This window comes from Lapillicoccus sp., assembly GCF_046595215.1.
Classification (GTDB): domain Bacteria; phylum Actinomycetota; class Actinomycetes; order Actinomycetales; family Dermatophilaceae; genus Lapillicoccus.
Window position 1 is genome coordinate 1 of record NZ_JBKJPP010000208.1, and the last position, 12,931, is coordinate 12,931.

The 12,931-nt window shown below is 68.4% G+C and carries 12 protein-coding genes and 1 pseudogene; 7 read left to right on the forward strand and 6 right to left on the reverse strand.

The genetic code is table 11. The features are described from left to right. Positions 1–192, forward strand: a pseudogene (locus ACLL9L_RS17400) (hypothetical protein); the annotation flags it as partial. A gap of 581 nt (positions 193–773) precedes the next feature. Next, positions 774–2,018: an IS110 family transposase gene (locus ACLL9L_RS17405; RefSeq protein ID WP_411285912.1), complete on the forward strand. Its 1,245-nt coding sequence runs from the start codon at positions 774–776 to the stop codon at positions 2,016–2,018. Between the two features lie 475 nt (positions 2,019–2,493). Here the strand turns inward: ACLL9L_RS17405 and ACLL9L_RS17410 are convergent, their stop codons facing one another. The 4 genes from ACLL9L_RS17410 to ACLL9L_RS17425 form a co-directional block, all read right to left on the reverse strand. Next, the gene (locus tag ACLL9L_RS17410) at positions 2,494–3,957 is read right to left on the reverse strand and encodes a sugar porter family MFS transporter (RefSeq protein WP_411285913.1); all 1,464 of its coding nucleotides are present in this window, start codon (positions 3,955–3,957) and stop codon (positions 2,494–2,496) included. Between the two features lie 99 nt (positions 3,958–4,056). After that, positions 4,057–4,632 (reverse strand): DUF1003 domain-containing protein, encoded by a 576-nt coding sequence (locus ACLL9L_RS17415; protein ID WP_411285914.1) that lies wholly within the window; start codon positions 4,630–4,632, stop codon positions 4,057–4,059. Continuing rightward, on the reverse strand, positions 4,625–5,899 hold the full coding sequence (locus ACLL9L_RS17420) for a magnesium transporter MgtE N-terminal domain-containing protein (protein WP_411285915.1): 1,275 nt from the start codon (positions 5,897–5,899) through the stop codon (positions 4,625–4,627). The genes ACLL9L_RS17415 and ACLL9L_RS17420 overlap by 8 nt, the downstream gene beginning before the upstream one ends. Positions 5,900–5,940: 41 nt before the next feature. After that, on the reverse strand, positions 5,941–6,540 hold the full coding sequence (locus ACLL9L_RS17425) for a hypothetical protein (RefSeq protein WP_411285916.1): 600 nt from the start codon (positions 6,538–6,540) through the stop codon (positions 5,941–5,943). Positions 6,541–6,756: 216 nt separating this feature from the next. Between ACLL9L_RS17425 and ACLL9L_RS17430 the strand changes: the two genes are divergently transcribed. Both ACLL9L_RS17430 and ACLL9L_RS17435 read left to right on the forward strand, forming a co-directional pair. Then, positions 6,757–7,836 (forward strand): HpcH/HpaI aldolase/citrate lyase family protein, encoded by a 1,080-nt coding sequence (locus ACLL9L_RS17430; protein ID WP_411285917.1) that lies wholly within the window; start codon positions 6,757–6,759, stop codon positions 7,834–7,836. Then, entirely contained in the window at positions 7,836–8,732 is an 897-nt protein-coding gene (locus ACLL9L_RS17435) for an HpcH/HpaI aldolase/citrate lyase family protein (RefSeq protein ID WP_411285918.1), read from the forward strand. The genes ACLL9L_RS17430 and ACLL9L_RS17435 overlap by 1 nt, the downstream gene beginning before the upstream one ends. An 80-nt stretch (positions 8,733–8,812) precedes the next feature. On the opposite strand, the gene ACLL9L_RS17440 is transcribed toward ACLL9L_RS17435, so the two are convergent. After that, on the reverse strand, positions 8,813–9,553 hold the full coding sequence (locus ACLL9L_RS17440) for a serine protein kinase RIO (RefSeq protein WP_411285919.1): 741 nt from the start codon (positions 9,551–9,553) through the stop codon (positions 8,813–8,815). A 459-nt stretch (positions 9,554–10,012) separates the two neighbouring features. Between ACLL9L_RS17440 and ACLL9L_RS17445 the strand changes: the two genes are divergently transcribed. The 3 genes from ACLL9L_RS17445 (at position 10,013) to ACLL9L_RS17455 (ending at position 12,063) form a co-directional block, all read left to right on the forward strand. After that, on the forward strand, positions 10,013–11,206 hold the full coding sequence (locus ACLL9L_RS17445; RefSeq protein ID WP_411285920.1) for an acyl-CoA dehydrogenase family protein: 1,194 nt from the start codon (positions 10,013–10,015) through the stop codon (positions 11,204–11,206). 246 nt (positions 11,207–11,452) lie between these two features. Next, positions 11,453–11,617 (forward strand): hypothetical protein, encoded by a 165-nt coding sequence (locus ACLL9L_RS17450; RefSeq protein ID WP_411285921.1) that lies wholly within the window; start codon positions 11,453–11,455, stop codon positions 11,615–11,617. A 53-nt stretch (positions 11,618–11,670) separates the two neighbouring features. After that, positions 11,671–12,063: a hypothetical protein gene (locus ACLL9L_RS17455; RefSeq protein WP_411285922.1), complete on the forward strand. Its 393-nt coding sequence runs from the start codon at positions 11,671–11,673 to the stop codon at positions 12,061–12,063. Positions 12,064–12,125: 62 nt separating this feature from the next. Here the strand turns inward: ACLL9L_RS17455 and ACLL9L_RS17460 are convergent, their stop codons facing one another. After that, positions 12,126–12,755 (reverse strand): hypothetical protein, encoded by a 630-nt coding sequence (locus tag ACLL9L_RS17460; RefSeq protein ID WP_411285923.1) that lies wholly within the window; start codon positions 12,753–12,755, stop codon positions 12,126–12,128. Positions 12,756–12,931: the final 176 nt, after the last annotated feature.

Here is a 12,931-nt window from a genome sequence, read left to right on the forward strand (position 1 = left end):
GGCTTTGTCTACGGAATCGTTGTCACCCAGCTCATCCTCTTCTTCAGCTTCGGGCTCAACCAGTGGCTCCAGTACCGTGGGATCGGCAAGTGGACCGACTACGCCTACGGCGAGAAGACCTACCTGGTGCTCAGCCTGGTGGCGAAGTCCCTGCTCGCCTGGCAGATCTTCGGCGGGTCACTAGCAGGCTGAGGCAGCCTCCCGTCCTGCGTCACCTTGACGTGGCCAACCGATGGGAGATCCACGACGCGGGCGTCTCTATTCCCGAACGCCCTACGGTGATGCCGCACGTCAAACCCTGCGTGCGCATCAGGGTGTCCCGGTACACCCGCCCGGCGAAGACGCGCAGGCACCCCATACGGGTCGCCCGCGACCGCCCCGGGCGACCGCTATTCAGCAGTCGCGCGTCCGCATGCTGAGGAATTGGACAACTTGGTGAGATGCCGGCGATACCAAGCCGATGAAAATCAGCAGGTCAGCATCTTAGAGCCCTTCGGGCTCGCCGTGGCTCGCGAAGATTCTCGCGGGGCTGGGGTCTCGCTTCGGGCCCTGGCCGGGACCGGGGTTGGCGAGGACGATGGGGTGGTCCGTTCCGGTAGGACACCGAACGCCCCTGTAGTGCCTGTGAGCCTGTAGGTCAGCATGGTGGTGGAGGGCTGCCACGGGAACCGTGGATTGTTGCCTCGAGCACGAGCGTCAGACTTCTGGATTTTCTTTGCCTTCCCCGGGACGGACATCGTCATCGTTACCGGGTTGAGGAGGAGGAACACCAGATGGACCTGTTACACCCGCGTTCCGCGGGGCTGGATGTATCCAAGCGGGACGCGAAGGTATGTGTCCGGGTTGCCAGCGGTGGTCGGGCGGCTGCTCGCTCGACGGTGACGACCTGGGGGTCGGTCACCAACCAGGTGTTGGCGTTACGGGAGCACCTGATCACCGAGGCGGTCACGCTGGTGGTGATGGAGGCCACCGGGGACTATTGGAAGCCGTTCTACTACTTGCTTGAGGACGGCCCGTTCGAGGTGTTGCTCGTCAACGCCAGGCACGTCAAAAACCTGCCGGGCCGTAAAAGCGACGTCTCCGATGCTGCCTGGTTGGCCCAGTTGGGCGCGCACGGGTTGGTCCGTGGCTCGTTCGTGCCACCCGAGCCCATCCGGCAGTTGCGGGACCTGACCCGGACCCGGACCACGGTGGTGCGCCAACGGGCCAAGGAGATCCAGCGGTTGGAGAAGCTGCTCGAGGACGCCGGGATCAAACTGTCGTCGGTGGCCTCTGACATCAGCGGGGTGTCGGGTCGGGCGATGCTGGAGGCGCTGATCAGCGGTCAACGCGACCCTGTCGTGCTCGCGGAGTTGGCGAAACGCAGGTTGCGGTCCAAGATCCCGGCGCTGACCGAAGCCTTGACCGGCCGGTTCGGTGAACATCATGGGTTCCTGGCCCGGTTGCACCTGGACCTGATCGATGAGCACACCCGCGTTGTTGAGGAGCTCACCGCCCGGATCGAGGTGGTAATCGAGCCCTTTCGTGGCGCCCGAGACCTGATGATCACGATCCCGGGGATCAGCGTCCTGGTCGCCGACGTGATCATCGCCGAGACGGGGGCGGACATGAGCCGGTTCCCGACGGCTGGGCATCTGGCGTCCTGGGCTGGGACCTGCCCGGGCAGCAACGAGTCCGCCGGCCGGGTCAAGTCGACCAAGACCAGACCCGGAAACCCCTACCTCAAAGGGGCCCTCGGGATCGCGGCTTTGTCAGCGGCTCGCAGCCACGACACGTACCTTGCGGCGAAGTACCGCCGGATCGCGTCCCGCCGTGGACCGGTCAAGGCGATCGTCGCGCTCGAGCACGCGATCCTCATCGCGATCTGGAACATGATCACCAACGGCGTCTTCTACGACGATCTTGGCGGCGACTTCTACACCAGGCTCAACCCTGACAAGACCAAGCAACGCGCCCTCAACCAGCTCCGACAGATGGGCTACCAGGTCACCCTCAACCCCCTGGCTGTAGCGGGCTGAGAGCGAATCTTCGCGTCAGGGTCCCGGCGCGATGACAACTCCAGTGAGTTCCTGCGGCCACCGCACCACGTCCCTTCCTCGCGGAAAATCCCTGGTTGCTGGGCTCGCGCTCGTGCCCATCCAGCTGGTGGTGGAGCGAGTCGAGCCCCCGAAGGGTCCCTACCGCGTCGTCAATCCGGTCCTGCGCTGGATCCTTTCGTCTCCGCGCCGGGCCAGGCGCATCGGTGAACAACTGCTCGCCCTGCAAGGCGGAGTTGCTTTGAGCCCTGGTCTCAACTCACCTTGGCATGCAGGGTACCCGGGGCAGATCCCTCCAGAGCCCTCCAGAGCCCTCCTTCTGGACATCACCTGACGTAGTGAAAGGCGGCGCACAGATTACACGGCGTCTATGACACATACGAACCGCGTTTGTGACACCTTGGCTGCATCTCGACATCCGCCCCTCCGGGGGGAGAAGGTCACCGAGCCAGCGGCTCTAGTGCCCGCTGAACGCCTGCTCGCCCATGTCCTCGAGCTCCTTGCCCTTGGTCTCCTGGACCCACTTGAGGACGAAGAAGAGAGAGAGCAGCGCACACAGGGCATAGAAGCCGTAGGCCAGGCCGAGCGAGATGTCCTTCATCTTGGGGAAACTCACCGTGATCAGCCAGTTGGCCACCCACTGGGCGGCGGCGGCCAGGGACAGCGCCGCGGCGCGGATCCGGTTGGGGAAGCTTTCGCCCAGCAACACCCAGACGACGGGCCCCCACGACATCCCGAACGCCACGACGAAGAGGTTGGCCGCGACGAGGGCGATCGGACCCTGGGCGCCGTCGAGCACCGGGGTGACGTGGCCCCCGGCGTCGGTCACCGTCCGCGCGATGCTGAAGACCACCGACATCACGCCGAGGCTCACCGCCATGCCGATCGAGCCGATGACGAGCAGCGGTTTGCGCCCGAACCGGTCGACCGAGGCAATGGCGACCAGGGTCGTGACGATGTTGACGACGGCCGTGATGACGGTGATCTTGAAGGAGTCGCTCTCGCTGAAGCCGACCGCCTCCCACAACACGTTGGAGTAGTAGAAGATCACGTTGATGCCCACGAACTGCTGGAAGACCGACAGGGCGATCCCCACCCAGACGATGGGCAGCAGACCCGTGCCGGGGGCGCGCAGGTCGGCCCACGACGGGGGCTTGTCGTGCTCGAGCGACTCCTTGATGCGCTGGATGCGCACCTCGATGCCCTTCCCGCCGAGCATCGTCCTGAGGACGCGACGGGCTTCGGGGATCTTGTAGGTCGCGATGAGGTGGCGGGGCGACTCCGGGATCGTCAGGGACAGGACGCCGTAGATGATCGCCGGGACGGCCATCGCGAGGAACATCCACCGCCAGGCGGCCAGGCCTAGCCAGAAGGTCTCGGTCGACCCGCCGGCGGAGGAGGCGAAGAGGTAGTCGACGAGGAGCGAGATGAAGATGCCCGTGACGATGGCCAGCTGCTGCAACGAGCCGAGCCGTCCCCGGATGCTGGCCGGGGCGATCTCGGCGATATAGGCCGGAGCGATGACGGAGGCGATGCCCACCCCGAGGCCACCGACGAGACGAAAGACGATGAGGATCCAGAGGGACGGGGCGAAGCCGGCCCCGAGGGCGCTGACGAGGAACAGCACCGCCGCGAGCCGCATCGCCATGAGACGTCCGAAGCGGTCGGCGAACTTGCCCGCGCCGATGGCGCCCGCGGCGGCGCCGAGCAGGGCCGACGCCACGGCGAAGCCGAGGCTGGCCGACTCGACGCTGAAGACCTTCTCGATGGCGCTGACGGCGCCGTTGATCACGGCGCTGTCGTAGCCGAACAGGAACCCGCCGAGCGCTGCGACGGCGGCGACCTTGACGGCCGGACCGAGCGGGGCCTCGTCGCTGCCGTCTGCGGGCGCGGGGGTCCGCCCCGAACTCGTGTCGGTCATGAGCACACCTCTCGTCGCAGCATCGCGTCCACGGCCATCTTGCGCCTCTCCGACGCCCGCGTCCTGCCGAGAGCGTCCGGAAACTCTACGCGGAGTGGGTCAACCCCGCTCCGCCGGCGTGATGGGTCGGGGCCGGTCCGCCTCCTCGGCCCTCGTAATGGTGAGGCGCCTCTCGTCCATCTCGTCGAGGAGACCTCGCAGCTCGGACCGCACGAAGTCACGAGTCGCCATGTCGCGCAACGCGATGCGCAGTGACGCGACCTCACGGGTGAGGAACTCCGTGTCCGCGAGATTGCGCTCGTCCCTGGCCCGGTCCTGCTCGAGCGCGACGCGGTCACGGTCGGCCAGACGGTTCTGCGCGAGGAGGATGAGGGGCGCGGCATATGAGGCCTGGAGCGAGAGGATGAGGGTGAGGAGGGTGTAGTTGGTGGCCCGGGGGTCGAACTGGAGCCGCTCGGGGCTGAAGGTGTTCCACGCCAGCCAGACGCCCACGAAGACGGTCATGCCCAACAGGAAGCCCGCCGTGCCCATGAGCCGCGCGAAGCTCTCGCTCATCGCGCCGAAGGTCTCTTCGGAGAACGAGGACGACGGTCGGAAGCGTCGCCGGAACTCGCGGGGCTGGTCGAGGCGCAGCCCGGAGTCTCGGCGGCGTGCCCGGTCGGGGCGCTCAGCCATGGGTCACCTCGTGCCGGTCCTCACGCCAGTCCTCGGGCAGGATGTGGTCGAGCACGTCGTCGACGGTCACGGCGCCGAGGAAGCGGCCGTCGGGGTCGACCACGGGCACGGCGACGAGGTTGTAGGTCGCGAGCATCCGGGTCACGCGCTCGAGCGGCGCGTCGGCAGGCATCGGCTCGATGCCCTTGTCGAGGACGGATCCGACAGAGGAGTGAGGCGGTTCACGCAGGAGCCGCTGGATGTGGACGAGCCCGAGGTAGCGGCCCGTCGGGGTCTCCAGGGGCGGGCGGCAGACGAAGATGCACGACGCGAGTGCGGGGTGGAGCTCCTCACGGCGCACGACCGCGAGCGCCTCGGCGATCGTCGCCTCCGGGCCGAGGATGACCGGTTCGGTCGTCATCAGACCGCCGGCGGTCTTCTCGTCGTAGGTGAGCAGCCGGCGCAGCGGGGCTGCCTCGTCGGGCTCCATGAGCTGAAGGAGCTGCTCCTGTCGTTCGGTGGACAGCTCGGCGAGGAGGTCTGCGGCGTCATCCGGCTGCATGGCCTCGAGAATGTCGGCGGCCCGGCCGGTGTCGAGGCCGCCGAGGATCTCGACCTGGTCGTCCTCGGGCAGCTCCTCGAGGATGTCCGCGAGCTTGTCGTCGTCGAGGGCGGCCGCGACCTCGGCCCGTCGTTGCTTGCTGAGGTCGTGGATGATGGCCGCGAGGTCGGCCACCCGCAGGTCGTCGTAGTTCTCGAGCAGCTTCGCCGCGCCCTGGTCAGCGCTCTGGGTCTGCAGCCCGGTGACGTCCTCGATCGCGACGAGGATGGTCTCCCCCCGCCGACGGGTGAGGCGCAGGCCGCGGGCGGGTGTGCTCGACGTCTTGCGGCAGAACACCTTGGTGATGGACCAGTCCTTGCCGCGCTGCTCCATGGCGACGTCCTCGACGGTGCCCTGGAACGTCTCGTCGGGGGACTGCACGCTGACCGGTCGTTCGAGCAGCTCGGCCAGCACGAGGGTCTCGTTGGTCCGCTGCTCGAAGCGGCGCATGTTCACCAGACCCGTGGTGATGACCTGCCCGGCATCGACCGACGTCACCCGTGTCATCGGCACGAAGACCCGCCGCCGCTGGGCCACCTCGACCACGAGACCGATGACGCGCGGCCGGCTCCGCGTCGAGCTGAAGGCGACGACGACGTCGCGCACACGCCCCACGGGGTCGCCGAGCGGGTCGAAGACACTCAGACCGGCAAGGCGCGCGACAAAGACGCGGATCGTGGGGCTCACGGCGCAAGGCTATCCGGCTGGGTCGGGAAGGGGCCTCCCCCTCAGCGGTTGCCCCGTCGCCGTGGGGGCCGGCCGCGCCAGTGCCACGGCCGCCACCGCGCGGTCGTCGCCCGCGTCGGCGGCGGGGGTGCGGCGCCCGACCCGTCGCCGTAGGTCCCCGGACCCTCGACGAGGTTGCCGAACGGGGTCAGGGCCGTGACGGCGCACTGGGCCCGCCACCGCTCGACGATGTCGCCGGTCGCGTTGAGGCGGCTGGTCTTCAGGGCCTCGACGGCGACCCGCCAGGGCTCCTCGCGGTCGTCGAGCACGCGGGCCCGGGCTCGGACCCGCAGCAGTCGCCCGCCGGTGTCCTTGCTGCGCAGCAGGAGGGTCACCTCCTCCGGCAGCCACGGCAGGTGCTGCTCGCCCGGGCCGTTGACGACGTATGCCGTGCCGTCCAGCCAGGCGTGCCAGACGGGCCACGCCCGGTCGCCGGGGACCTCGATCCAGAACAGGCCGGACTTCGTCATCGCCTCGGACACGAGCGCCGTGACGTTGGTCGGCGCAGCGTCAACGGTGGGTGCGCGAGCCGGTGCCGCAGTGGGAGCGGTAGGGGGGTCTTCGGTGCCGCCTGCCCGGCTGGACCCGCTCGTCTTGCTCACCTGTCGAGCGTAGTTGACTCCGGTCGGCGGCCGTGGACGACGACCCGCAGGACAGCGTGGGCTGCGCCTGCGGCATACCGTGCCTGTGAGGTGAACTGCGTCATAACTCTGCACGGGGCGCCGCTGCTAGGTTCAGCCCGGACCGGTGCGTCGTCCCGCTGCGGGTCTCGGTGGCGGTCCACGTCGCTCCCAAGCATCTTCCGAGGAGAGCCCCCCATGCGCAACCCCAAGGACTTCTTCACGCCGCTGGCGATGGGCGCTCCCGACCCGGTGCGGGAGATCCCGTCGCGCCCGTCGAGGGTGATCCACTTCTTCGACCCCAGCAACGAGAAGATGGCGGCGAAGGTGCCGGCGATGGTCGGGTCCGTCGACATCCTGCTGGGCAACCTCGAGGACGGCGTCAAGGCCGACAACAAGGTCGCCGCCCGCGAGGGACTGGTGCGGATCGGTCGAGACGTCGATTTCGGTGACACCACCCAGTTCTGGACCCGGCTGAACTCCTTGGACTCGCCGTGGTTCCTCGACGACGTCACGATGATCGTCCCCGCGATCGGGGATCGTCTCGACGTCGTCATGGTCCCGAAGGTCGAGGGCGCGGAGGACATCCACTACGTCGACCGGCTGCTCGCCCAGCTGGAGGCCAGGGCCGGCCTGGCCCGACCGATCCTCGTCCACGCCATCCTCGAGACGGCCCGCGGCGTTGCCAACGTCGAGGAGATCTGCGGTGCCAGCCCGCGGATGCAGGGCCTGTCCCTCGGCCCCGCCGACCTCGCCGCGTCACGCCGGATGAAGACCACCCGGGTGGGTGGCGGCCACCCCGGCTACCTCGTCCGGCAGGACCCGCCAGGGGGTGACGTCGACGCCGATCGCCCCACGTATCAACAGGATCTATGGCACTACACGATCGCGCGGATGGTCGACGCGTGTGCCGCGAACGGCATCTACCCCTTCTACGGGCCCTTCGGGGACATCAAGGACGTCGTCGCCTGCGAGGACCAGTTCCGCAACGCCTTCCTCCTCGGCTGCGTCGGCGCCTGGTCGCTCCACCCCGCCCAGATCGCCATCGCCAAGCGAGTCTTCAGCCCCTCACCCGAGGACGTGGCCCACGCCCGAGCCGTCGTTGAGGCGATGGGGGACGGCACCGGAGCAGTGATGCTGGACGGCAGGATGGAGGACGACGCGAGCCTCAAGCAGTGTCTCGTGCTCATCGACCTCGCCGAACGACTCGGCCGTCTCGACCCCGAGCTCGCGCAGGCGTATGCCGGGTCAGCGCGGTCCGAGGGTGAGGACGCCTGATGGGGGACCCCGCCACCGGGACCGCGTTCCGACCCCGCCGCTCGGTGCTCTACCTGCCGAGCTCCAACAAGCGAGCGCTCGAGAAGGCGAAGACGCTGGCGGTGGACGCCCTGATCCTCGACCTCGAGGATGCCGTGGCTCCCGACGCCAAGGCGGCCGCGCGTGAGTCTGCCTGTGCTGCAGCGCGATCGGGAGACTATGGCCAGCGCGAGCTGACCATCAGGGTCAACGGCATGGACACCGAGTGGCACGAGGAGGACCTCGCCGCCGTGAGCCCCGCCGGTCCGGACGCGATCGTCGTGCCGAAGGTCAGCTCGGCCGAGGACGTGCACCGGCTGGTGGCTGCCATGGAGGCGGCCGGGGCCCCGGCGCACACCAGGCTCTGGGCGATGGTCGAGACGCCGCGCGCGATGCTGCACGCCGAGGAGATCGCCGGTGCCTCCGAGCGGTTGACCGTCCTCGTGATGGGCACCAACGACCTCAACAAGGAGCTCGGGGCCCTGATGGTGCCGGGACGGGCGCCCCTGCTGACCGGGCTGTCGCTGTGCCTGTTGGCTGCTCGCGCGACCGGGACCGCCATTGTCGACGGCGTGTTCAACGACGTGTCGGACGGGCAGGGCTTCGAGGCCGAGTGCCGCCAGGGCCGGGAGCTGGGCTTCGACGGCAAGACCCTTATCCACCCCGGCCAGGTCGAGGGGGCCAACCGGGTCTTCGCCCCGAGTGACGCCGACGTCGAGGACGCCCGCGCGATCATCGGGGCCTTTGAGCAGGCCCGCGCGCAGGGCCGCGGCGTGGCCACCCACCGGGGGCGCCTCATCGAGAACCTGCACGTCGACACGGCCCACAAGGTCCTCGTCACCCACGAAGCCATCGCGGCCCGCGGGACCGGGTCGTAGCCGGCGGCATGCCCCCCGCTTGCGCCCGGCACCGTGGTCGCCAGGACCACCCACGTGCCGGACGCAGCTGGGAGCCCGGATCACCACCGTGACGTTGCCGCGGCCATGAGGTCGCCGAACAGCTCCCCCTCGTCCACGGCATACCCCCGCCGCGTGAACCACTCGCACATGTTGTGGGTGTCACGCTCGAGGAACTCGGGGCCGTGCGGGTTGCCGATGATGTCGACGATCTGGGGCCAGTCGATGACGACCAGGCGTTCCCCGTCGAGCAGGACGTTGTAGGGCGACAGGTCACCGTGCGCCCAGCCGTGCACCGCGAGGGTTGTCATCGTCTCGCGCAGCTGCTCGAAGAGCCCGGGCAGGAGGTGGGCCGGAGGGCGCGTCCGGGCGAGTCGCGGAGCAGCCTCACCGAGGGGGTCGCCGATGAACTCCATGAGCAGCTCGTCGTCGCTGAACTGCACGGGGTAGGGGACCGGCAGGCCCAGGTCCCAGAGCGCACCGAGGGTCTCGAACTCCACGAAGGCCCACTGCCCGCTGAGCAGCTCCTTGCCGAACCGGGTCCGTCTGGCCATCGCCCGTGTCTCCCGCGAGCGCCGGACCCGGCGCCCCTCGACGTAGCCGGCATCGCGGTGGAACATCCGGTGCTCGTGGCTGCGGTAGCGCTTCGCAGCCATGGAGGACGTCCGAGCGGGATCACCCGGGACCCACCGGCGGATGACGTGGATGTCGGCCTCCTTGCCCGACTTGAGGACGCCGAGGTCGCTCTCGACCGCACCGAGATCGGTGATCACCCAGTCCGGCCGAGGCTTGGGGCCGTGCATGGACCCGTCCCACGATGACCACCGATCACCTTCTGGTGGGCCGTCGGGGTTGCTGTCAAACTCGAGAGAGCGGTGCTCTCTGCCGTGGATGAAATTCTGTGACACAACAGTTCTCCGTCGAAAGAAGGGACAGGGTGCGACGAGCACCCACAGCAGTGATGGACATGTCGCTCTCCTCGGAGTCGTGTCGGTCAGGATCGCCTCGGCCGTATGCCGGACAGTGGCCTCCCAGCGTGTCTCACCGGGCCCACCCGGGCAACCGGTTAATGCACCTCGTCAGGGTCCACCTGTCCGGCGCGATGGCCGGCACGGCCCACCGGGACCTGGAGAAGGTTCGGCCGCGGTGCGCGGGTGGTGGGACTCACACGGCCGGCGCGGCCCGCGGCGGGTGAGCACTCGGCATACTCAGCAGAAGGGTCACGGACCCCGAGCAACGACCCGAAAAGGTGGCGACGACCCATGGCACGACTGCAGCAGACCGACGGCCTCACCGACGACCAGACCGAGCTGCTCAAGCTCGTGCGGGTCTTCGTCGAGGAGCAGATCCTCCCCGTGGCCACGCAGCTCGAGCACGCGGACGAGTACCCCACCGCCATCGTCGAGCAGATGAAGGAGATGGGGATCTTCGGGCTGATGATCCCCGAGGAGTACGGCGGTCTTGGCGAGTCGCTGTTGACCTATGCGCTCTGTGTGGAGGAGATTGCCCGCGGCTGGATGTCGGTCAGCGGCATCATCAACACCCACTTCATCCTCGCCTACATGCTCATCCAGCACGGGACTGAGGAGCAGAAGCAGAAGTACCTGCCCCGGATGGCGACCGGTGAGCTGCGTGGCTCGTTCTCGATGAGCGAGCCCGGCTGCGGGTCGGACGTCTCCGCCATCCGGACCAAGGCGGTGCGCGACGGGGACGACTACGTCATCAACGGCGAGAAGCTCTGGATCACCAACGGGGGGACCTCGAACTTCCTCGCCGTCCTCGTCAAGACCGACACCGGGGCGGACAGCGTCTACCGCAACATGTCGACCTTTCTCGTCGAGAAGGACGCGGGGTTCGGTCCACAGGCCGAGGGCACCCTCACCATCCCGCCGAAGATCGAGAAGATGGGCTACAAGGGCGTCGACTCGACCGGCGCGGTGTTCGAGGGGTATCGGATCGGGGCCGGGCAGATCCTCGGCGGGGAGGCGGGCAAGGGCTTCTACCACATGATGGACGGGGTCGAGGTGGGCCGCGTCAACGTCGCAGCCCGGGGCTGTGGCGTCGCGCGCCGGGCCTTCGAGCTGGGCATCCGCTATGCCCAGCAGCGCGAGACCTTCGGCAAGCCGATCGCCCAGCACCAGGCGGTGATGTTCCGGCTCGCCGACATGGCGACAAAGGTCGAGGCAGCACACCAGATGATGGTCAAGGCGGCCCGGATCAAGGACAGCGGCGAGCGCAACGACCTCGAGGCGGGTATGGCGAAGTACCTCGCGTCGGAGTACTGCGCGGAGGTGGTCGCGGACTCCTTCCGCATCCACGGCGGCTACGGCTACTCCAAGGAGTACGAGATCGAGCGCCTGTACCGCGATGCGCCCCTGCTCCTCATCGGCGAGGGCACGTCAGAGATCCAGCGCATGGTCATCGGCAAAAAGCTCCTACAGCGCAACAAGATTTAGCGCGAGCCCCATGTCGCCCAGTGCGGGCGAATGGACGAATGACTCCGAGATTTCATGCTTCGCCTTCATCCGGCGGCGAGTCCCGGCTCGATCGCTGGCGTGATCTCGCCGGGACACCAGCCAGAACATGACTCGCTCGTGACGACTTCGGCGGCCAGCGGAGCTAGCCGACGGTCAAGCTGACCACGCTCGTGGCCGTCTCAGCCGCGGGGTCGCGACACGATCTACGCCGGCCGGGGCAACGACGTGATCTCGGTGCACTACGGCCGCGGCCTCGTGGACTGCGGGCCCGGTCGCGACATCTACCACGTCGCGCGCACGCGCCGGAAGGGCTACAGGATCCGCAACTGCGAGAAGGTCGAGTACCGGCCGGAGAGCGTGCGCGGCGGCCCGATGAAGCCGCTGTCCTAGCGCGCTGGAAGCCGGAACGGCCGTATGCCGCCGTTGCACTAGGGTTGCTCGCCGTGGCCGCCACCGAAGATGCGAAGACCCTCATCGAGATCGCTGTCGCGCGCTTCATCGAGGACGTGCCCGCGCTCGCTCCGCTGAAGCTCATCTTCGCCGTTGAGCTGCGCGGTCGCGGCGACGTGCAGATGTATCGCGTGGAGCTCGGCGGCAAGGACGTTGCGCCGCTCGTCACCAAGGGCATCGGCGAGGACGCGCGGGTGCGGGTGCAGATGCCGCGCTCGTTCTTCAACGTCATGGCCAAGGAGGCCCATCTCGCCGACTGGCGCGAGGCGTTCACGTACGGCCAGGCGAAGGCGGCGGGAGTCCAGGAGATCCTCAAGCTCATCGTGCACGTCGTGGAGAAGCAGGAGGAGCGCACCCGCACGCGGCGCGCGCGCGGCTCGGGCTGAGGCTGAGAACGCGACGGGCCGGCTCGAGGGCCGGCCCGCGGTACTGCCAAGGAAGACGTTCGCTACTTGCGCTGGTACGGGTCGACCTGGATGTCGTCGATCGAGAAGCTCCCGCCAAGCTGCGCGGTGAAGCGGAAGGCGACGGCGGTGTGATCGCCGGACAGCAGCGGCAGGAGGTTCGCGATGACCGTCATCGGCACCGTCGGCTGCCAGACGCCGGCCGTCGTGCCGACCGTGCCGATCGACAGGCTGCTCACGACGCCGAGGTTGTTCTCGAACAGCACGTCGACGCGCAGCGAGCCCTGGCCGAGCGGGCCGACCGCGGTGCGCTTGGCGAAGAAGCGGATGGTCGGATGCTCGATGCCGACGCAGATCACGGGGCTCGTCGCCACGGCGCCGGCGGGGACCGACAGCGAGGAGGCGTCGCCCGCGCCGGCGACGTAGAAGGTCTCGTTGCCGCTCGCCACCGCGGCGCCTCCGCTCAGCGTCCAGCCGGCAGCGGCGGACTCGAAGTCCCCGCCGCCCAGCGGCGTGTAGTTGGCGAAGTCCAGCCACGGCTTGAACGGCTGCGAGAGCGACTGTTGGTCGCACGATTCGGCAGCATCGACGAGCAGTCCGGCGTTGGCGGACGTGGCGCTCATCGTCAGCGCGGCGAGGGCGATGGAGGCGGTGGAGCCGAGGCGTAGCTTCATGCGGCGAGTGAGCAAGAGGAGTCCTTTCCCGAGGTTTGTCGCCTGACGGCTCAAGACCAACTGTCGGCGCGCCGTTGGTATCGGCGTGAGCGCATCGCAGATGTGTAGGACATGTGTCCACCGGCTCCGGTTACCATCAAGGCTGGCCGATACTGAGCCAGGGTGAGTGTGCGCGA